Annotated in this window: 19 protein-coding genes and 1 riboswitch; of the genes, 1 reads left to right on the top strand and 18 read right to left on the bottom strand. The window is 39.2% G+C overall.

Annotated features, from left to right (window positions below; genetic code table 11):
- Positions 1–133: 133 nt before the first annotated feature.
- The 5 genes from AN957_RS20440 to AN957_RS20460 form a co-directional block, all read right to left on the bottom strand.
- Complete coding sequence (locus AN957_RS20440) at positions 134–358, bottom strand: helix-turn-helix domain-containing protein (RefSeq protein ID WP_009333184.1); 225 nt, start codon at positions 356–358, stop codon at positions 134–136.
- A gap of 148 nt (positions 359–506) precedes the next feature.
- Positions 507–971 (bottom strand): acyl-CoA thioesterase, encoded by a 465-nt coding sequence (locus AN957_RS20445; protein WP_053477219.1) that lies wholly within the window; start codon positions 969–971, stop codon positions 507–509.
- 345 nt (positions 972–1,316) lie between these two features.
- Complete coding sequence (sdhB, locus tag AN957_RS20450; protein ID WP_053477220.1) at positions 1,317–2,078, bottom strand: succinate dehydrogenase iron-sulfur subunit; 762 nt, start codon at positions 2,076–2,078, stop codon at positions 1,317–1,319.
- A gap of 18 nt (positions 2,079–2,096) precedes the next feature.
- Positions 2,097–3,848, bottom strand: coding sequence for a succinate dehydrogenase flavoprotein subunit (gene sdhA, locus AN957_RS20455; RefSeq protein ID WP_056685924.1), 1,752 nt, complete (start codon positions 3,846–3,848; stop codon positions 2,097–2,099).
- Positions 3,849–3,927: 79 nt separating this feature from the next.
- Positions 3,928–4,536, bottom strand: coding sequence for a succinate dehydrogenase cytochrome b558 subunit (locus AN957_RS20460; RefSeq protein WP_053477222.1), 609 nt, complete (start codon positions 4,534–4,536; stop codon positions 3,928–3,930).
- Between the two features lie 388 nt (positions 4,537–4,924).
- On the opposite strand from AN957_RS20460, the gene AN957_RS20465 reads away from it, so the two are divergent.
- Positions 4,925–5,383, top strand: coding sequence for a YslB family protein (locus AN957_RS20465; protein ID WP_053477223.1), 459 nt, complete (start codon positions 4,925–4,927; stop codon positions 5,381–5,383).
- Positions 5,384–5,437: 54 nt separating this feature from the next.
- Here the strand turns inward: AN957_RS20465 and AN957_RS20470 are convergent, their stop codons facing one another.
- From AN957_RS20470 to zapA, 13 genes are all read right to left on the bottom strand, one after another.
- Positions 5,438–6,667 (bottom strand): aspartate kinase, encoded by a 1,230-nt coding sequence (locus tag AN957_RS20470; protein WP_053477224.1) that lies wholly within the window; start codon positions 6,665–6,667, stop codon positions 5,438–5,440.
- Positions 6,668–6,826: 159 nt separating this feature from the next.
- Positions 6,827–7,007: riboswitch (Lysine riboswitch) on the bottom strand.
- A 64-nt stretch (positions 7,008–7,071) separates the two neighbouring features.
- The gene (uvrC, locus tag AN957_RS20475) at positions 7,072–8,844 is read right to left on the bottom strand and encodes an excinuclease ABC subunit UvrC (RefSeq protein ID WP_053477225.1); all 1,773 of its coding nucleotides are present in this window, start codon (positions 8,842–8,844) and stop codon (positions 7,072–7,074) included.
- Between the two features lie 286 nt (positions 8,845–9,130).
- Entirely contained in the window at positions 9,131–9,445 is a 315-nt protein-coding gene (gene trxA, locus AN957_RS20480) for a thioredoxin (RefSeq protein ID WP_053477226.1), read from the bottom strand.
- Between the two features lie 180 nt (positions 9,446–9,625).
- Positions 9,626–10,603: an electron transfer flavoprotein subunit alpha/FixB family protein gene (locus AN957_RS20485; protein WP_053477227.1), complete on the bottom strand. Its 978-nt coding sequence runs from the start codon at positions 10,601–10,603 to the stop codon at positions 9,626–9,628.
- Between the two features lie 40 nt (positions 10,604–10,643).
- A complete protein-coding gene (locus tag AN957_RS20490) occupies positions 10,644–11,417 on the bottom strand; it encodes an electron transfer flavoprotein subunit beta/FixA family protein (protein ID WP_053477228.1) in 774 nt (257 codons plus the stop codon).
- 212 nt (positions 11,418–11,629) lie between these two features.
- A complete protein-coding gene (locus tag AN957_RS20495) occupies positions 11,630–12,403 on the bottom strand; it encodes an enoyl-CoA hydratase (RefSeq protein ID WP_053477229.1) in 774 nt (257 codons plus the stop codon).
- A 27-nt stretch (positions 12,404–12,430) separates the two neighbouring features.
- Entirely contained in the window at positions 12,431–13,015 is a 585-nt protein-coding gene (locus AN957_RS20500) for a fatty acid metabolism transcriptional regulator FadR (protein WP_053477230.1), read from the bottom strand.
- A gap of 421 nt (positions 13,016–13,436) precedes the next feature.
- Complete coding sequence (locus tag AN957_RS20505; RefSeq protein WP_056685927.1) at positions 13,437–15,140, bottom strand: long-chain-fatty-acid--CoA ligase; 1,704 nt, start codon at positions 15,138–15,140, stop codon at positions 13,437–13,439.
- A gap of 276 nt (positions 15,141–15,416) precedes the next feature.
- The gene (locus AN957_RS20510; protein ID WP_053477232.1) at positions 15,417–15,824 is read right to left on the bottom strand and encodes a DUF350 domain-containing protein; all 408 of its coding nucleotides are present in this window, start codon (positions 15,822–15,824) and stop codon (positions 15,417–15,419) included.
- 18 nt (positions 15,825–15,842) lie between these two features.
- The gene (locus AN957_RS20515) at positions 15,843–18,197 is read right to left on the bottom strand and encodes an endonuclease MutS2 (protein ID WP_056685930.1); all 2,355 of its coding nucleotides are present in this window, start codon (positions 18,195–18,197) and stop codon (positions 15,843–15,845) included.
- 23 nt (positions 18,198–18,220) lie between these two features.
- On the bottom strand, positions 18,221–19,936 hold the full coding sequence (polX, locus tag AN957_RS20520) for a DNA polymerase/3'-5' exonuclease PolX (protein WP_075209324.1): 1,716 nt from the start codon (positions 19,934–19,936) through the stop codon (positions 18,221–18,223).
- Between the two features lie 309 nt (positions 19,937–20,245).
- Entirely contained in the window at positions 20,246–20,785 is a 540-nt protein-coding gene (locus AN957_RS20525) for a CvpA family protein (protein ID WP_053477234.1), read from the bottom strand.
- Positions 20,786–20,792: 7 nt separating this feature from the next.
- The gene (gene zapA / locus AN957_RS20530) at positions 20,793–21,053 is read right to left on the bottom strand and encodes a cell division protein ZapA (protein ID WP_053477601.1); all 261 of its coding nucleotides are present in this window, start codon (positions 21,051–21,053) and stop codon (positions 20,793–20,795) included.
- Positions 21,054–21,170: the final 117 nt, after the last annotated feature.

The raw sequence follows: 21,170 nt of genomic DNA on the forward strand, positions 1-21,170 counted from the left end.
CTACTAAAATGACTTTCTTTTTCATTTATTTTCGCCTTTTTTCGAGTAAATTTCAAGGAGAAATAAAAGCAATAATAAGTCTTGCCAAAAATAATTTTAACCGGCATCCAATAAAATGGATTGCCGGTCTAAATTAAAGTTCTAGCTCTCCCATACGAAGGAGCTCTACAACAGCTTGTGATCGCCCCTTAACACCAAGCTTTTGCATGGCATTCGAAATGTGGTTCCGAACTGTTTTCTCGCTTATAAACAATTCACCAGCGATTTCTCTTGTTGTTTTATCTTGTACTAACAGTTCGAATACTTCTCTTTCTCGTTTGGTGAGTAACGGCTTGTGAGTATATTCGTTCTCCTTCAAGTATTGTAACCCTCCTTGCCTTTCGCCAGCTATGAACCGTGGGGTGGGTATATATTTAGTCACCATATCATATGTCAGGCACGGACCTGAAGTGACTGCAATTCCTTGAAGGAGAACGTTTTATTTTAGAAAATGTGTTTCTGCGTAATTAAGCTTTTATTTTCTCATGATCTTTAAGCAATTTTCGCTGGTCTTCTGTCCAAGGAACACCTTTTCCTACTCTTTTTGACATTTGCACCATTGCCCCTCTACCTGTGAAACAAATCGTGCCATCTTCCTTTTTGCCCATATAGTGAATATCAACTGAAGATTTTCCAATCGAATTTGCCTTCACATATACCTTCAGATTTTCATCAAAAAAGACTTGTTGAAGGAAATCACATTGGAGATCAGCAACAACAGGTATGGTTTCGTTCGTTGGTTTTACCCATTCCTGCATAAAACCCTTATACTTAAAAAATTCGATTCTTGCCATCTCAAAATACGTGAAAGGAACTGTATTGTTTAGGTGGCCGAACATATCTGTTTCCGAGAAGCGGACTTTCATTTCATAATAAAATTCGAAATCCTTTTCCCACTCAGCCATATCAGGAATATAATTTATTTTTGACATTTTCCTACCTCCACTTCAAAATGAATCACCATTCATTATATTTATTATAGTTTAATTTGAATTATTTGAAAAGTAGAGTCTCCTATTATTAGACCTTTCATTAATTTCACTGAAATAATTGCTAATTAAATCTAATAGGCAGGTGTTGACTTCCGCTACAGGTTGCTCGCTTTCCGCGGGGTGGGCGCTGAGCCTCCTCGGAGCACAACGCTCCTGCGGAGTCTCACCTGTCCCACTCCTCCCGCAGGAGTCTCGCACCTTCCGCTACAGTCAACCAAGATACTTGGCCAACATTGTTGATACAAAAATACCCCACTCTTAATAAAGAGCGGGGTATTTCTAATATTAAACCTGATCGCTTCCAAAGAAGTTCTTGAATGATTGCAATGTGGCATCACGGTTGACTGCCGCGATGGAAGTTGTAATTGGAATCCCTTTTGGACACGATTGTACACAGTTTTGTGAGTTACCGCAGCCTTGCATACCGCCATCATCCATAAAGGCGTTTAAACGTTCTGCCTTATTCATTGCGCCAGTTGGGTGTGCATTGAATAAGCGGACTTGGTTAAAGACAGCTGGTCCCATAAAGTTTGTTTTGCTATTTACATTCGGACATGCTTCTAAACATACGCCACATGTCATACATTTTGATAATTCATATGCCCATTGACGCTTCGGCTCAGGCATACGTGGTCCCGGACCAAGGTCATATGTTCCGTCAATAGGAATCCAAGCCTTTACCTTTTTCAAGGAATCAAACATGCGGCTTCTATCAACCTGCAAGTCACGGACAACAGGGAAGGTACGCATTGGTTCTAAGCGGATTGGCTGCTCAAGCTGGTCTACAAGAGCTGTACAGGATTGACGAGGCTTGCCATTGATTACCATTGAGCAGGCACCGCAAACTTCCTCAAGACAGTTCATATCCCATGAAACAGGAGCTGTTTGATTTCCTTTCACATCTACCGGGTTACGTCTGATTTCCATTAACGCTGAGATGACGTTCATATTCGGACGATAATCAAGTTCGAACTCTTGTTGGTAAGGGGCAGAATCTGGATTATCTTGACGAGTTATTATAAAGCGAACTGTTTTTTTGTCACTCATCATTACTCTCCCTTTCTATTAATGTTTTTTTGTATAGTCACGTTCACGTGGTTTGATCATGCCAGTATCGACCTCTTCATAATGGAAGGCCGGAGCAGAGTTAGCATCAACGAACTTTGCCATCGTTGTTTTTAAGAACTCTTCATCGTTACGTTTAGGGAATTCTGGCTTGTAATGAGCCCCACGGCTTTCATTACGGTTATAAGCACCAATTGTAATAACACGTGCCAATTGAAGCATGTTTTGCAGCTGACGCGTAAAGAATGCACCTTGATTGCTCCATTTTGATGTATCATTAATGTTAATATTCTGGTAACGCTCCAATAACTCAACAATTTTTTCATCTGTTTTAAGAAGTCTGTCATTATGTCGTACAACTGTCACATTGTCAGTCATCCATTCGCCAAGCTCTTTATGAAGAACGTAAGCATTTTCAGTTCCGTTCATTGACATAATCTTATTCCATTTATCTTCTTCCTGCTTAACAAAACCGTCAAATACAGAAGAAGAAACATCTTCAGCTCGCTTATTAAGACCTGCCATGTATTCCAATGCCTTTGGACCAGCTACCATTCCTCCGAAAATAGCTGAAAGCAATGAGTTTGCACCAAGGCGGTTTGCACCGTGCTGAGAATAATCACATTCTCCAGCAGCAAATAATCCTGGAATATTTGTCATTTGATCATAATCTACCCACAGACCGCCCATTGAATAGTGGACAGCAGGGAATATTTTCATTGGAAGCTTACGTGGGTCATCGCCAGTAAACTTTTCATAAATTTCAATAATTCCGCCAAGTTTCACATCTAGTTCATGAGGATCTTTATGAGAGAGATCAAGGTAAACCATGTTTTCCCCATTAATCCCTAACTTCTGACTCACACAAACATCGAAGATTTCACGTGTTGCAATATCACGAGGAACAAGGTTTCCGTAAGCAGGATACTTCTCTTCTAAGAAATACCATGGTTTTCCGTCCTTATATGTCCAAATACGGCCACCTTCACCACGAGCTGATTCACTCATTAAACGAAGCTTGTCATCCCCAGGAATCGCTGTCGGGTGAATTTGAATGAACTCACCATTCGCATAATAGACGCCTTGCTGATAAACAATAGATGCCGCAGAACCAGTATTGATTACAGAGTTCGTTGATTTTCCAAAGATAATTCCAGGGCCACCCGTCGCCATAATCACCGCATCGCCCGCAAATGATTTAATCTCCATCGAAATTAGGTTCTGCGCAACAACTCCGCGGCAAATGCCTTCTTCATCAACAACCGCACCTAGAAATTCCCAGCCCTCATACTTTGTTACTAATCCCGAAACTTCATGACGGCGCACCTGCTCGTCCAACGCATAAAGCAATTGCTGACCAGTTGTTGCACCTGCAAACGCTGTACGGTGATGCTGTGTACCTCCGAAACGGCGGAAGTCAAGTAATCCTTCAGGCGTACGGTTAAACATAACTCCCATACGATCCAATAAGTGAATAATTCCTGGTGCCGCTTCTGCCATTGCTTTAACAGGAGGCTGATTGGCTAAGAAGTCTCCGCCATAGATTGTATCGTCAAAATGAATCCATGGTGAATCGCCTTCTCCTTTTGTATTTACCGCTCCGTTAATACCCCCTTGGGCACAAACAGAGTGAGATCGTTTAACCGGCACTAAAGAAAATAATTCAACCGGAGTCCCTGTTTCTGCAACTTTAATTGTTGCCATTAAGCCAGCTAGACCACCGCCGACAACGATAACCTTACCTTTACCCATTGTGACTCACTCCCTAATACTTAGTAAATCCAAACTTTATCAAAGAACCGAACTGAGTTTGATAGTTTTTAATTTTCTATTAAACAAATGCAAAAATCGCACGAATTCCCACAATTGAAAGGGCCACAAAAATACCCATTGTTACATATGTTGAAATTAATTGAGAGCGTGGTGAAATCGTAATCCCCCAGCTAACGCAGAAAGACCAAAGCCCGTTTGCAAAGTGGAAAATTGCCGACACAACACAAATAATGTAGAACCATAGCATAAATGGATTAGACAAGATATTCTCCATCATTTGAAAGTTTACTTCTGCTCCAAAGGCTGCCTGCACACGAGTCTGCCAAACATGCCAAACAATAAATATAAGGGTTATAACTCCAGTTACACGTTGAAGTAAAAACATCCAGTTACGGAAGAAGCCAAATCTGCTCGCATTATTTTTTGCAGTAAAAGCAATATATAGGCCGTAAATTGCATGAAATAATATTGGAAGGAAGATAATAAAAGTCTCTAAAATAATTCGGAACGGAAGATGTTCCATGAAACCAGCCGCTTTGTTAAACGACTCTTCTCCTCCTGTTGCAAAATGATTCACTACAAGATGCTGAATTAAAAACAAGCCAATCGGAATAACACCAAGTAATGAATGCAATCTGCGATTAAAAAACTCTCGATTTCCCGCCATGTTTTACCCCCCTAGATTTTAAAGATGTCAAGGTATCATTTTTCATTTTTTGAAAAATAAGTATTAAATTATTCCACCTAAACATCACCATAAAAATGTTACTGCATTTTCTTACAATTATGTGACATGTCCATTTTACTCTCAACACCATAGAGCGTCAAGGAAACGATTACATAAAATGTTCATAAAAAATAAAATTATTAAAATATATTGGTATTGCAAAATAAAAATAAAAACCCTTATTTTTCAATAAGCCACTATCATGGCTATTTATATTAATATAGCAATAATTTCCTTGAGCAAAAATAACCTTTTTTCCCTGAATAAATGTCTAATTTTCATCTGTTTTGTATATAATAGAAGAATACTAGAAAGAGGGGAATCAAGTTTGAGCGAATCAGCATCTGAAATCATGACACTTGAAAATACAACTGAAACCGTTCCCGTATTCGGTTATGAACTCATTCGGGAAGTTCTTTTGCATGAATTATTAGGAGATGATGCACCAGAGATTTTATACTGGGCAGGAAAAAGACTTGCACGTAAATATCCTATGGAAACTTTTGATGAAATTTCAGCGTTTTTTCAACAAGCAGCTTGGGGCAGCCTAACGATCATTAAAGAGTCAAAAAATGAAATGGAGCTGGAATTATTCAGCCCATTAATTAAACAGCGCTGCAGGGAAAACAGTGAATCTACTTTTCAGCTCGAAGCTGGATTTATTGCACAGCAGATTGAACTCCAAAAAGAAGTAATCTGTGAGGCATTTGAACATCCTAATAAAAAGAAAAAGGGAAAAATATACTTTACCGTTAAGTGGGATAAAAAGGATACCATTCAGCCCTAAATAATCATTCATGTAAAAAGCTTTCAAGCATTCGAATGCTTGAAAGCTTTTTTACTAGGATATAACTGGAGAACCTGAAAGCTGAAAGGCCTCATGCAATACTTCAACTGCATGAATCATTTCTTCATGCTCTATGACCGTAGATACCTTGATCTCAGAGGTGCTGACCATTTTAACAGCAATATTATTCTCCGCCAATACTTCAAACATTTCAGCTGCTACCCCTGGGTTTGAAACCATTCCTGACCCCACAATCGATACTTTGGCAAGTCCAGCCTCTGATTCTATCCGTTCATAATTCAGCTTCTTCTTACTGTCTTCTAGTACATGAATCGTTTCTGCCAAATCTTCATTTTTAATTGAAAAAGATAAGTTAGTCAATTGTTCTGCTAGTGTGCTCTGTATAATAATATCTACATTTATATGATTTTTGGCTAATTCAGTAAAAATTACAGATAGCCCTGTTAAGGAATTCGGCATGCCAATAACAGTTACTCTCGTAATATTATCTTCAAAGGCTACTCCCCGTACTACTAAATTTTGTTCCATTGCCGCTTCCTCCTCAATAATCGTACCTGCTTCTTTTTCTATACTTGACCTGACTTCTAACAGTATTTGATAGTTTTTGGCAAACTCAACTGCTCTTGGATGTAAAACACCTGCACCTAAATGGGCAAGCTCTAGCATTTCGTCATATGATACCGCCAAAAGCTTTCTTGCATCTTTAACATAGCGGGGATCTGTTGTAAAAACACCAGTCACATCCGTGAATATTTCACATTTATCCGCATTAAGTGCCGCAGCCAAAGCTACAGCAGTTGTATCAGACCCGCCTCTGCCTAGGGTTGAAATAGCCCCTTCCTCCGTTATTCCCTGGAATCCAGCCACAACAACAATTGTCCCCTCTGCCAGTTCTTTTTCTACTTTTTCTGTATTTATACCTATTATTCTAGCATTCCCATGAACAGGCTCTGTCTTAATTCCTGCCTGCCAGCCAGTGAGAGATATAGCTGGATACCCTCTTTCTGTTAATGCCATTGCTAATAATGAAATGGTGATCTGCTCCCCAGTTGTTAAAAGCATGTCCATTTCTCTTCTGCTCGGCTGTGAAGAAATTCCTTTTGCGAGATCAACGAGATGATCAGTCGATTTTCCCATTGCTGATACGACGACAACAACATTGTTTCCTTTTTCTCTTTCCTCGATTACCCGACTTGCCACGCCTTGAATTTTCTTAGCATCTCCTACTGAGGTTCCACCAAATTTCTGCACGATTACTCCCACTTTATTCCCTCTCTCTGCCTTTTCTTGTGGCTGATTTCTTCTTACTTATACTCATCCTCTAAAAACTATTTAGTACGAATGAATTTTGGGCATAGAAAAAAGCAATGAGAATCTATCCCATTGCTGTGAGTCACCCGTATAAAAAGACATACGTGCACACAGTGAGATAGCTCTCCAAGATATTAATTATCTTGACAATCTTGCATTTATTAAATGCAAAACCAGCAAAGAAAGCGATGAGACTTTCTTCACTTCGGCAAACATTCCCTTTCAAAGCTTTTCATTGAAGCTCATTCTTCTCCAAGCCTTTACTTATGAAGTTTGCACCTCTACCTTCACTTTAACGTTATAAAGTGATATTAAATTTTCAGTAATTATAGCATATTCATTTTTTTCAAACAATACTATTCTTGCAATTTTTTCATTAATTCCTCCGCTACATTTACCGGAATGCCAATTTGTGTGAACTCTTCGATCGTTGCTTCTTTCATTTTCTTTATAGATCCAAACGTTTTTAACAGCTGTTTTTTTCGTTTTTCGCCAATTCCCGGGATATCATCAAGCATCGATTGAAATGCACTTTTTCCACGAAGCTGTCTATGGAAGGTGATTGCAAAACGATGTACTTCATCTTGAATCCTTTGCAGCAAATAAAATTCCTGGCTGTTTCGTGCCAATGGAATGATTGCAAGCGGATTTCCGTATAGGAGCTGGGATGTCCGATGCTTCTCATCCTTAACTAGTCCTGAAATAGGAATATCTAGATTCAGCTCATTTTCTAGTATATCTCTTACCGCTTCAACATGCCCTTTGCCTCCATCAATAATGATTAAATCCGGGAGAGCCAAGCCTTCCTTCAGCACACGTGTATAACGCCTGCGAACAACCTCCCTCATAGATTCATAATCATCAGGACCTTGGACAGATTTTATTTTGTATTTTCGATATTCCCTTTTTTCTGGTTTGCCGTCGATAAAAACAATCATCGCAGAAACTGGATCTGTTCCTTGAATATTGGAATTATCAAATGCCTCAATTCGGTGCGGGGTATAAATTCCAAGCTGCTGACCTAGGCTTTCTACCGCCTTAATCGTTCGATCCTCATCACGCTCAATTAGAGAGAACTTCTCCTTCAATGCTATCTTCGCATTTTTATATGCAAGCTTTACCAATTCTTTTTTCTGTCCACGCTGAGGGACTAAAACTTTAACCTCCAAAAATTCTGCTGCCATTTCAGCATTGATGGAGTCTGGAACCAAGATTTCACGTGGCTTAAAATGGTTGGCTTTTGAGTAAAATTGACCAAGAAAGGTCAACATTTCTTCTTCTGGCTCATTATGGATCGGAAACATCGATACATCACGCTCGATTAATTTCCCCTGTCTAATAAAGAAAACTTGTACACACATCCATCCTTTGTCGACCGCATAACCAAACACATCACGATCAGTCATATCTGTAGAAGTAATCTTTTGTTTTTCCATTGTCGCATCAATATGAGCAATCTTATCTCGAAATTCCTTTGCCCTTTCAAAATCCAGCTCTTCAGCAGCTGCCGTCATCTTCTCTGTTAAATCCTTTTTAATATCCTTATAGCCCCCGTTAAGAAACTTTGTAATCTCATCAACCATCTGTTTATATTCCTGTTCGCCTACCTCGTTCACACATGGTGCGAGACATTGTCCTAAATGGTAATATAGGCAAACTCGGTCAGGCAAGGTTGTACATTTCCTTAATGGATAAATCCGATCTAATAGCTTCTTCGTCTCATTTGCTGCTTGTACATTTGGATAAGGACCGAAATATTTCCCTTTATCTTTTTTTACTTTTCTTGTTGTAATCAGGCGCGGATGCCTCTCTGCTGTTAATTTAATAAAAGGATAGCTTTTATCATCCTTAAGCATAACATTATATTTCGGATCATATTTTTTAATTAAATTCATTTCAAGAATGAGTGCTTCCATATTGGAGGAGGTTACAATATATTCGAGGTCTTCAATTTCATTTACAAGCCTTAATGTCTTCCCGTCGTGTGATCCTGTAAAATAAGAGCGGACTCGATTTTTTAATACTTTTGCTTTCCCAACATAAATGATCGTCCCTTGACGGTCTTTCATTAAATAACAGCCCGGCTGATCAGGCAGGAGCATTAATTTATTTTTTATAATTTCATTCATCCGATGTCACCTCCCGAGGATATTCCTAAATTGATCATACAAAAATCCCCGGCTTAAATAAAGCCGAGGATTTTAATTATTTTTTTTTATGCTCTTTTCCAATAGATTGTTGTTTTTGTTAATGAATTTAGCCCGTTGATTTCCGCTACGGGCACTTGCTTTCCGCGGGGAGGAACGGGAGCCTCCTCGACGCTTTGCGTCTGCGGGGTCTCCCGCTCCCTCCGCAGGAGTCAAGTGCCCTCCGCTCCAATCAACTCTGCAAATTTACAAAAACAACCTTATTTATTTACGCATGTTTGCTAAGAAGTTCAACAAGTGCTTCTTTCGGCTGGAAGCCAACAACCTTATCCACAACTTCTCCGTCTTTAAGAACTAGTAAAGTTGGAATACTCATCACACCATATTTAGCTGCTGTTTCTTGATTTTCATCCACATCAAGCTTAACGATTTTTACTTTATCACCCATTTCAGCATCCACTTCTTCTAATACTGGAGCGATCATTTTACATGGTCCACACCATGGAGCCCAGAAATCTACAAGCACTGCGCCTGAAGCCGTTTCATTAGTAAAAGTTTGATCTGTCACATTTGTAATTGCCATATTTATTTCCTCCTAAAAAATTCTACTCAAATTCTAACGACAGTATATCATCGTTTATGTAATGATGCTATCTATTTGCTTCAAATTGTAATGTCCCCTTAAAGCCTTTTTAATATGCAGAACAATAGCAAAGCCCTACGTAATGAAGAAAACGAGCGGCACAGGCCGCCCGTATTGTTATTAAGCATTTACTAATATTTTTCGAAACTCTTCTGTTAGCATCGGTACAACTTCAAATAAATCGCCGACAATTCCATAATCAGCTACTTTAAAGATATTTGCTTCTGGATCTTTATTGATGGCAACAATTACTTTAGAATTAGACATTCCTGCAAGATGCTGAATCGCACCTGAAATTCCACATGCAATATAAAGATCAGGAGTAACTACTTTTCCTGTTTGGCCAATCTGTAAGGAGTAATCGCAATAATCCGCATCACACGCTCCACGAGAGGCGCCAACAGCACCATTTAAAACTTTTGCAAGCTCTTTTAATGGTTCAAATCCTTCTTCACTCTTCACTCCACGTCCACCGGCGATAATTACTTTTGCTTCGGATAAATCAACGCCTTCACTTGCTTTGCGCACAACCTCTTTAATAACGGTACGAAGATCTTTAATATCAACTGATAGAGAAGATGCCTCTCCAGTTCTAGATTCGTCTTTTTCTAATGGGCTAATATTATTGGGACGAATCGTTGCAAAAACTAAACCATCTGTAACGATTTTCTTCTCAAAAGCTTTACCAGAGTAAATTGGTCTAGTAAAAACTAAATTTCCGCCAGCAACTTCTAAGCCGGTAACATCAGAAATTAAGCCTGAATTTAATTTCGCCGCAACTTTAGGAGCAAGGTCCTTGCCTAATGATGTATGACCGAATACTAGACCTTCTGGACTTTCAGCATCAACAATTGCCATCAATGCTTGTGAGTATCCGTCTGGTGTATATTGCTTTAATTTTTCATCTTCAACTGTAATTACACGATCCGCACCATAGTGGATTAACTCTCCGGATAAAGCGCTTACAGAATCGCCAATTAGAACACCGACAACTTCTCCGCCTTCTGATGCTATTTTTGCTGCTGCTACTGCTTCAAAAGATACATTACGCAATGATCCATCACGGACCTCACCTAATACGATAATTTTTCTAGCCATTCGAGTTTTACCCCCTGCGTTCATATTCTTGAATATTCGATCAGACTACTTTCGCTTCTGTATGAAGAAGATTCACGAGTTCTTTTACTTGATCAGCAAGCTCGCCTTCAAGCACCTTCCCTGCTTCTTTCTTTGGCGGCAAATAGATTTCAATTGTTTTTGTTTTTGCTTCTACATCAGCTTCTTCAAGATCAAGATCATCAAGCTCAAGTTCATCAAGCGGCTTTTTCTTCGCTTTCATAATCCCCGGAAGTGAAGGATAACGAGGTTCATTTAATCCTTGTTGTGCAGTAACTAAAAGTGGAAGAGTTGTTTCAATAACTTCAGAATCTCCCTCTACGTCACGTACAACTGTTGCATTGCTTCCAGCAATATCCAGCTTCGTAATTGTCGTTACATAAGGGATATTCAGAAGCTCTGCTACTCGTGGTCCAACTTGGCCAGAACCGCCATCAATTGCAACATTACCTGCAATGATTAAGTCAGCATCCTTATCCTTTAAATATTCAGATAGAATTTTCGCAGTCGTAAATTGATCTCCATAATCTAAATCATCTTCTGTATTAATTAAAACGGCTTTATCTGCTCCCATTGCTAATGCCGTTCGCAGCTGCTTTTCTGTTTCTTCATTCCCTACAGAAACAACAGTAACTTCTCCACCTTGTGCATCACGCACTTGGATTGCTTCTTCTATTGCATATTCATCATACGGATTAATAATAAATTCTGCACCATCTTCATTTATTTGCCCACCTGAAATCGTGATTTTTTCCTCTGTATCAAAGGTTCTTTTCATTAAAACATAGATGTTCATGATTTCCCTCCTAATTATAAAAAGTGGAAGCCCTTCACCAGAGGCAGTAAATAGATACCCCTAGGTTCTAGAAGCTAGTAAGTGACAAATAGAAACATTTCACCACTTCAAAAGATTATGATAATTTATTGCATAAAAAGAGATAAGAATCTCCCTTTACAAACTATTATAATAGATAACTAGTTCTTTGAAAACGAATATTCATGCAATTTCTATTTGCCTGTAAACTTCGGTTCTCTTTTTTCGATAAAAGCTGAGATTCCTTCTTTTCCATCATTAGAAACGAACACTTCTCCAAAGAGCTCTGCTTCCTTTTTGACCCCATCTAGGAACTTGTCTGTTTTGGAATAATTTAATAGTTCGATTGCAGCTTTAATAGAAACAGGGCTTTTCTTGGCAATTTTCTTTGCCAATTTATAAGCATTTTCTAAAAGCTCGCTTTCCGGATACGCATGGTTGGCTAATCCGTATTGAACAGCCTCTAGTCCTGTGATCGGCTCACTCGTAAACAGCATTTCAGCAGCTCTTGCAGCACCGACATATCGAGGCAAACGCTGAGTCCCAGCAAATCCAGGTATTAGTCCTAGCTGCAGCTCTGGCAATCCTAGCTTTGCATTATCCGCAACTAGCCTGAAATGGCATCCCATTGCAAGCTCTAAACCACCGCCAAGAGCGGCCCCATGAATGGCTGCAATAATAGGCTTTGGAAATCTTTCCATTCGTTCAAAAAGGTCTTGCCCATATGTAGACAATTTAGCGAATGCATCGCCCGTTTCAATTGTAGTGAATTCCTTAATATCAGCTCCTGCAGAAAAGAATCGGCCCTCACCCTGAATCAAAACCACTCGAATCTCATCATTTGATTCTACTTCATCAAGTACAGCAGATAATTCCTTTAACACGCCTGATGAAAGAGCGTTTGCAGGCGGTCTGTTAATCGTAATCGTTGCAACCATATCCTGATAAGACCAATTTAAAAATTCCATTTCCATCCCCCTTTTTGGCTGACTGTGCTAGCTCCTCATGAACCCATTAAGAAGTAACTTGTGAACCGGGTCTGCTAAAGCTGTGATGTCATACTTTTGATCATTCATCACCCATGTGGTAGCTGTCTCGTCCATCGTACCAAAAATCATCTGCCTAGCCAACCTTATATCAAGAGTGGAAGAAAATTCGCCGCTTTCTTTTCCATTCATTAAAATTTGTTCGATTAAGGCAAGATACCCTTTTAGCACTTCATTTATTTTATGACGGAGATCTATGTTTGATTGTCGCAGCTCTAATTGAGTGACAATTGCCAGATGCCTGTCATCTGAAAGAATTTGAAAATGTGTTTCTACAATCATTCGCAATTTCTCGGCAGCAGATTCTGTCCCTACAATTTTCTCTTCTGCCATTTCTACAAAATTACCCATTTTTTCTTGAAAGAGAGAGATTAATATATCTTCTTTATTCTTGAAATATAAGTAGATGGTTCCATCAGCTACACCAGCCTGTTTAGCAATTTTTGAAACTTGAGCCTGGTGGTAGCCATTTTCTGCGATAACAATGACAGCCGCATCAATGATTTGGCGATATTTCGGTTTATTCTTTTTCAAACTTTCCCTCCTCCAAGAAATGCGCAAGCGCCTTGGTCATCACCGTACAAACTGGAAGGGCCGGTTCTTTCGATAAAGGAAACACGGTGAGCGAGAGCGAACCGATGTTGACTTATCGTAGGGAGGGGACCTGAAGTTTGATAGGTGATAGGCGCTGAAGCTAGACAACTCCCAAAGACAAAAATTATTTACTTTCTTATCTTTGACAATTTCAAGCTATTACTTTGATGTGTATATATGGAGCATTTTTGATAATGAATGAATCATCATTCATATTTTTATAATAATGGCACTATTCATTTCTGTCAAGAAATTACGGGATAAATATTATTATAACCGACTTCATTTAGAATAACTACTGTAGAGAATACGGACAAGCTAATAAGTTCGAAAATAAAGAGCCGATAAATCGGTCTCTGGATTAAGCCCGTTTTTCTTGTTCAGCTTGAATCTTCTTTTTATCTTCATCCACTAATGCTCTTCTCAGAATTTTGCCAACCGCTGTTTTCGGAAGCTCATCACGAAATTCATAAATTCTAGGTGCCTTAAACGCAGCAAGATGCTTTCTAGCAAATTTATTTAGCTCTTCCTCACTAACAGTCGCCCCATCTTTCAAAACAATATAAGCTTTAACTGTTTCTCCCCGATAAGGGTCTGGTACACCAGCTGCAACAACTTCCTGTACTGCTGGATGTTCATAAAGAACCTCTTCTATTTCTCGAGGATAAATATTGTAGCCCCCAGCAATAATCATATCTTTCTTCCGATCAACAACATAGAAATATCCGCTTTCATCCATATAACCAAGATCGCCTGTTAGGAGCCAGCCATCCCTTAATGTATCTGCCGTATCATCTGGGCGATTCCAATACCCTTTCATAACTTGCGGGCCTTTAACAGCTATTTCTCCTACTTCACCTGGCGGCAATTGCTCACCTGTTTCCATTGAAAAAATAGCAGCATCTGTATCCGGCCATGGCACGCCAATGCTTCCTTTTACACGTGGGCGATCCCAAAGGAAGTTTGCATGTGTAACAGGAGAGGATTCTGTTAGCCCGTACCCTTCAACAAGCTTTCCGCCAGTCACTTCTTCAAATTTTTGCTGGACTTCAACTGGCAGTGCCGCCGAGCCGCTAATACATGAATCAATCGATGATAGGTCATACTTTTTCAAATCTGGATGGTTCAATAGACCAATATAGATGGTTGGTGCTCCAGGAAATAATGTTGGCCGCTGTTTTTGAATCGTTTTAAGTGTCGTCTCAGCATCGAATTTCGGGAGCAATACCATTTTATTAGCATCCATCACGGACAAAATTAAAACGGTGGTCATCCCGTATACATGGAAGAACGGTAAAATCCCCAATACAACTTCCTGTCCTGGTGTTGTTTTATACAACCACGCACGGCACATGGCAGCATTCGAAACAAGATTTCGATGAGTAAGCATCACACCTTTTGGAAAACCTGTTGTCCCCCCAGTGTATTGTAATAAGGCTAAATCCTCTTCGAAATCAAAGTCATACTCCTTTAGCTTTCGATTTGGATGCTTTAATATTTCAGTTAATAAATGATGATTGCCTTCATGCTTAACGTTCACAACTATTCCATACTGCTTTTTTTGAATAAATGGATAGATCAAGTTTTTTGGAAAGGGGAGGAAGTCTTTGATAGCGGTTACAATTACATGCTGCAAATCCGTTTGAGCCATCACTTTTGTTACACGCGGAAATAATATATCCATTGTGATGATTGCCTTTGCACCTGAATCTTTCATTTGGTATTCAAGTTCACGTTCCATATAAAGCGGATTCGTTTGAACAACCACTCCTCCAGCCATTAATATTCCATAATAGCTTATCACTGCAGCCGGCATATTCGGCAGCATAATGGCTACCCGATCGCCTTTTTCAATTCCCATTTCTTGTAGATACCCAGCAAATTTCAATGCAGATTCATAGATTTCACTAAAGGTATATTCCTTACCCATAAAGTGAATAGCGATTTTATTCGGATGCTCATCTGCAGCCTTTTTTAAATAATCCTGGACGGATTGCTTTATATAATTCAAAGTTGAGGGGATTTCGTCCGGATAATTTTTAAGCCATGGCTTTTGTTCTAACATTGTAGTCCCTCCTTTATACTAAATAAATTTTTCGAACATTCAAACTGTTCGCTCCTATTATAATATAATGAGGATTACATGACAATTAGAATAAGCCTAAACGCTTATATGGAAATTAAACATATATAAAAAATCGCCATATGAATATGACGATTTACTTAAAAAAGTTATTAATGATTAGGCTTAAAAAAACACATAATAAGCACCTAGCAGAATAAATACACCACATAGGACAAATAATACTTTTGCTAATTTTTCCACGTGAATGATCGCTCCTTAAGAAATTCCAGCACCAATAATATAGGACAAGCCAATTGAAATAATCATTGAAATTAAGCCAACAGCCTTATTATTATTTTCGATTTCCTTGTCTATATTGAATTTTGGAGTTAAAAATTCAAATATAAAATAACCGATAAGCAGAAGGATAAATCCAAAGACCCCCCAGCTGATCATCATTAGCAATTTATCATTATGCATAATGGAATGCCGAAAAACATTAGCAATTCCAAAGATTTTCCCCCCGGTAGCCATAGCAACTGCGACGTTTCCATTTTTTATTTCTTCCCAGTTTTTGTATTTTGTGACCAGTTCAAAAATGGCCAGAAAAACAATCATACAGAGGATAACAACACTAAAATACCCAGCCGTTTGCACAAACTCATTTTCCCAGAATTGGTTCATACCCATTCTCCCCGCCAATTATTTAAATTCTACTACGGTGACACCAGAACCGCCTTCACCAGCTTCACCAAAGCGAATATTCTTAACTGCACGATGATTGCGTAAATATTCCTGTACTCCTTGTCTTAACGCACCTGTTCCTTTTCCGTGGATAATAGAAACACGAGGGTAAGCAGCTAAAAGTGCATCATCAATATATTTCTCAACACGCAGCAAGGCATTTTCGTATCGCTCTCCCCTTAAGTCTAATTCAAGACTAACATGGAAATCTCTTCCCTTTACAATCGCCATTGGTTTTGTTTCAACTGGTTTTGGACTTTTAATGAACTCTAAATCTTTTTCAGCGACTTTCATTTTCAGGATTCCTATTTGCACTTGCCACTCGTTGTCAGAGGTCTTTTTAATGAGATGCCCCTTTTGATCAAAGCTTAATACCTTAACTTCATCCCCTTTAGTAAAGGTGTGTTTTTCTTTCCCTTTTACTGATATTTTCGTTTTGTTTATTTTCGGTGCTGCTTCTTCTAATCGTCTTTTTGCATCAATAAGTTCATGTTCTTTTATTTCTGCAGCCTTTTCAATGCGCATTTTTCTTAAATCGCTAATGATTTTCTCTGCTTCAGCTTTTGCTTGCTCAATAATCGCAGCGGCTTTTTCAGCGGCTTTTTCATGAAGTGTATCCTTTTGATCATAAAATTCAATCATTTGCTTCTGCAAATCCTTATGCAGCTTTTCGGCACTTTTTAGGAAGTCATTTGCTTCTTCCCGCTCAGTCTCGGCAATCCTTTTGCTCTCTTCCAATGAGGCAATCATATTTTCAACCTGATTGCTGTCTGCGCTAATATAGGAACGCGCAGTCCGAATCACCTCATCATTTAAACCTAGCCTTTTGGATATTTCAAACGCATTGCTTCGCCCTGGTACGCCAATTAACAGCTTGTATGTAGGACTCAATGACTCAATATCAAATTCTACACTCGCGTTAATGACTCCTTCTCGATTATAGCCGTATGCCTTCAATTCAGGGTAATGAGTTGTTGCTATTACCCTTGCTCCTCGTTTATACACTTCATCAAGAATCGAGATAGCAAGTGCAGCTCCTTCTTGCGGATCTGTACCCGCTCCTAATTCATCAAAAAGAACAAGGCTGTTATCATCCACTTTATTTAGGATATCAACGATATTCACCATATGTGATGAGAAGGTACTTAGACTCTGCTCTATTGATTGTTCATCCCCAATATCGGCATAAACAGCACCGAAGACAGCTGTTTCAGACCCATCCAGTGCAGGGATCTGCAAGCCTGCTTGTGCCATTAACGTACATAAGCCAACCGTCTTTAATGTGACTGTTTTTCCGCCCGTATTTGGACCTGTAATAACAATGGTTGTAAAGTCTTTCCCTAATGTCACATCATTAGCCACTACCTCATCAGCTGGAATAAGCGGATGACGTGCTTTAAATAGAGAAATTCGGCCTTCATTATTTACTTGTGGCATTGTTCCCTTCATTCGTTTACTGTAACGAGCCTTAGCAAACATAAAATCAATTTCCGCCAGCACGTCAACAATGATTTCAAGCTCCGCACTTTCTTCAGAAACCTTACCCGAAAGTTCAATCAAAATTCGTTCAACTTCCTGCTGTTCCTTCACACGTATTTCCTGAAGTTCATTATTTAATTGAACGATCGATTGCGGTTCAATAAATAATGTTTGCCCAGAGGAACTTTGATCATGAACAATTCCGCCGTAATGTCCCTTATACTCCTGCTTAACCGGGATAACGAAGCGGTCATTTCGAATCGTAATAATCGCATCAGAAAGCATCTTCTGTGCATTTGAAGAACGAATCATACTTTCTAGCCGCTCACGCACTCGCGATTCCTTCGTACGTAATTGATTGCGGAGAGATCGAAGGGCTTCGCTCGCACTATCAAGCACTTCCCCATTATCATCTATGGCATTTTTTATTGTTGTTTCTAAATTAGCTAGCACATTGTATCTGCTCACGTAGTCTAACAAGATGGGGAGGCTGCTTCTTTCATCCACAAATTCTTCAATAAACCTTTTGATTTGTCTGCTTGCATGGATGGTGCTCGCAACTTGAGTCAGTTCTTGTGGGCTGAGCATTCCACCTATAACAGACCGTTTAACATGCGGGCGAATATCAAAGATTCCTCCAAGAGGCACATTTCCTTTTATACGCAATACTTTAACCGCCTCATCTGTTTCCTCTTGCCAGCGTACTACCTCGGCATAGTCAATTGACGGCATTAAACTTTCCGCTTTTCTTTTCCCTAGTGAAGAGGACACATGTTCAACTAGCTGATCCTTCACTTTATGAAATTCAAGTACTCTTAAAATACGTTCCTGCATGAGGATTCTACCTCCTATTCCATTCATTTTTGCTTTCTCGACAAAAATGACAATAATTCTTCCGTATCCATAGCATTAAGGACAGAGTTTTTCTTAATCCACCCTTTACTTGCTGTGGAGACCCCAATGTCCATGTGGTTTAATGTCTCCAATTTATGTGCATCTGTATTAATAACAATTTTTACTCCAGCTTCCTGAGCCTTTTGAATATACGCAGGTGCGAGATCTAAACGATTAGGATTGGCATTTAATTCAAGTACCGTATCCGTTTCTTTTGCCAGTTCTATGAGCATATCAATATCCACTTCATAGCCTTCTCTAATGCCGATCTTTCGGCCCGTAGGATGGGCGATGATGTCAACATGAGGATTCCTCATCGCATTTTTTAATCGCTCCATGATTTTTTCCTTTGATTGTGAAAATGCAGAGTGGATGGATGCAATAACAAGATCCATTTCAGCAAGTAATTCATCATCATAATCAAGAGACCCATCAGGCAATATATCCATTTCTACACCTGATAAAATGGTAATCTCCTCATACTGTTCATTCAAACGTTTAATTTCTTCCTTTTGCTGCCTTAATCTTTCTGGGGTGAGTCCGTTCGCAACCTTTAAATATTGGGAATGATCCGTAATTGCCATATATTTATAGCCTTTTTTGATACAGGCCTTTACCATTTCCTCAATGGATGCAGCCCCATCACTCCAGGTTGAGTGCATATGTAAATCTCCCTTAATATCAGCAAGAGAAATTATACCATAAGCCTCAGTGTACTCATCAACTTCTTTTCCGTCTTCCCTGATCTCAGGTGGTATGAGAGGGAGTCCGAAATGGCGATAAAATGCTTCTTCTGATGAAAAGGTTAACATTTCACCTGTTTCGATATTCTCTACCCCATATTCACTAATTTTTTCGCCGCGTTCCTTCGCTAGCTGCCTCATGCGCACATTATGCTCTTTTGAGCCTGTGAAATGGTGAAGAGTTGTGATAAATTCATGAGGCTTAACAAGACGGAAATCTACAGATATATCATAGCTGTATTCAAAAATAACAGAAACCTTTGTGTCTCCAGCTGCGATTGTTTCTTTTATGTTTGCAAGCTTTAATAGTTCGTCCCTTACCGCTGAAGGATTTTCTGTTGCAATAATGAAATCTAAGTCTTTTATTGTTTCTCTCACTCTTCGTAAGCTTCCCGCACGAGAAAACTTCTTGATTTCGTTAACGTGCTGCAGCTGCTCTTCAATCGCTTCTGCAATTGGCAGCATATAGGCGATTGGCAGCCTTTCCGGTCTTGTTCCGGCATTTCGAAGGGCAGCAAGAATCTTTTCTTCTGATTTCTTTCCGAAACCCGCAAGTGCTTGTACCTGCCCCTTTATGCACGCTTCCTCTAAATCCGCAGCATTCTCAATGCCTAGTTCTTTATTTAACTTAGCAATTTTCTTCCCGCCTAATCCAGGAAGCTGCAGAAGCGGAATCAGCCCCTTTGGAACCGCTTCCTTCAACTCTTTAAGAGCAGTAGATTTTCCTTCTTTCATATACTCAATAATCACTGCGGATGTACCCTTTCCGATCCCAGGCAGCTTCGTAAAATCTTCTATTTCATTTAAGCTTTCATCATTTGCTTCAAGTGCGGCAGCAGCTTTTCGAAAGGCCGCTATTTTAAACGTATTTTCTCCTTTTAGCTCCATATAAATAGCTATTGTTTCCAGTAGCCGAATGACATCTTTTTTATCTATCACAGAACGCACCTACCTTATTGACGAACTCTTTTTTAGTATTGTTTTCTCTATTATAGGTTGTCATACTTTCATGAGAATCGCTAATTAGAAAAGCGCAAGCGCCTTGGTCATCGCCGTACAAACTGGAGGGGCTCCGACTGAGATAAAGGAAACACGAAGAGCGATAGCGATTCGATGTTGACTTATCGTAGGGAGGAGACCCGAAGTTTGATAGGCGATAGGCGCTGGAGCTAGACAATTCTTTAACTCCAAAGTTATACATTCTTATCTTATAAAAAGAAAACTTCTCTATTTCAGAGAAGTTACTCAACCTATATATTCGATCCACATCTCTTTAATTTGCTGTGAAAATATTGGCGTATGTTTAATGATTCCTTTAGCCATAAATGAATCATTTAAATGGGTTTGTATTATTTCTACTGGTACGAGCGCAGCTATGTATAATAAAATAAACATGATAAGATATACTTCTGCAAATCCTAAAATACCTCCTGCCCAAACATTTAACTGTTTAAGTACTGGCAGATTTGTTACAAAATCAAGCATACTGCCAATAATCTGAAGCACAATTTTCACAGCAAGGAAAATGGCGACATAGGCAATTGCGCGATAGTATGCATCTTCAAGATTGGCCTGATCAAATAACATTTGAAAGGCAGATTGATCACCAAAGCTTGGGTATGGAATCCATAATGTTAGCTTAGGAGCAAGTTTTTCATAATACATATTGGCTACAATAAATGCAAGGATGAAGCCAATCAAATGGATAACTTGAAGGATAAAGCCCCTTTTTAAACCGATAAAGAAACCAAAAACTAAAATAATAATGATTGCGAGATCTAGCATGACTTATTCAGTCCTTTACTCTTTTTAATTCATTTTCAAGCTGCTCTAAACGATCCTTCGCCTTAATATAATCATTAACGATATTGACTGCTGTTAATACGGCGAGTTTACTGCTGTCAAGGGAGGGATTCTTCGAGCTGATTTCACGCATTTTCTCATCAACCATTGAAGCTACGAGGCGAATATGACCGGGGCTTTCAGTACCTAAAATGATATACTGCGTTCCATATATATCAACACTTGTACGGTTTTTTTGTACATCTGACAACATTTATGCCCCCATTCTTAAGAATCCTACACAATATCATAACATGAACATAAAAACGTGGGAAGTAGAAGCTTGTCATAACTTAATAGAATCTATCTTTTGTACACCACTAATTGA

It is taken from the genome of Cytobacillus solani (assembly GCF_001420595.1).
In the GTDB taxonomy this organism is placed as follows: Bacteria; Bacillota; Bacilli; order Bacillales; family Cytobacillaceae; genus Cytobacillus; species Cytobacillus solani.

Bases quoted from the DNA above. Each gene is read 5' to 3' on its own strand.
- trxA (WP_053477226.1), bottom strand. From the start codon at position 9,445: ATGGCAATTACAAATGTGACAGATCAAACTTTTACTAATGAAACGGCT.
- uvrC (WP_053477225.1), bottom strand. From the start codon at position 8,844: ATGAATGAAATTATAAAAAATAAATTAATGCTCCTGCCTGATCAGCCG.
- AN957_RS20445 (WP_053477219.1), bottom strand. From the start codon at position 971: ATGTCAAAAATAAATTATATTCCTGATATGGCTGAGTGGGAAAAGGAT.
- AN957_RS20490 (WP_053477228.1), bottom strand. From the start codon at position 11,417: ATGAACATCTATGTTTTAATGAAAAGAACCTTTGATACAGAGGAAAAA.
- sdhA (WP_056685924.1), bottom strand. From the start codon at position 3,848: ATGGGTAAAGGTAAGGTTATCGTTGTCGGCGGTGGTCTAGCTGGCTTA.
- AN957_RS20510 (WP_053477232.1), bottom strand. From the start codon at position 15,824: ATGAACCAATTCTGGGAAAATGAGTTTGTGCAAACGGCTGGGTATTTT.
- AN957_RS20505 (WP_056685927.1), bottom strand. From the start codon at position 15,140: ATGTTAGAACAAAAGCCATGGCTTAAAAATTATCCGGACGAAATCCCC.
- AN957_RS20460 (WP_053477222.1), bottom strand. From the start codon at position 4,536: ATGGCGGGAAATCGAGAGTTTTTTAATCGCAGATTGCATTCATTACTT.
- AN957_RS20485 (WP_053477227.1), bottom strand. From the start codon at position 10,603: ATGGCTAGAAAAATTATCGTATTAGGTGAGGTCCGTGATGGATCATTG.
- sdhB (WP_053477220.1), bottom strand. From the start codon at position 2,078: ATGAGTGACAAAAAAACAGTTCGCTTTATAATAACTCGTCAAGATAAT.
- AN957_RS20515 (WP_056685930.1), bottom strand. From the start codon at position 18,197: ATGCAGGAACGTATTTTAAGAGTACTTGAATTTCATAAAGTGAAGGAT.
- AN957_RS20495 (WP_053477229.1), bottom strand. From the start codon at position 12,403: ATGGAATTTTTAAATTGGTCTTATCAGGATATGGTTGCAACGATTACG.
- AN957_RS20525 (WP_053477234.1), bottom strand. From the start codon at position 20,785: ATGCTAGATCTCGCAATCATTATTATTTTAGTTTTTGGTTTCTTTATC.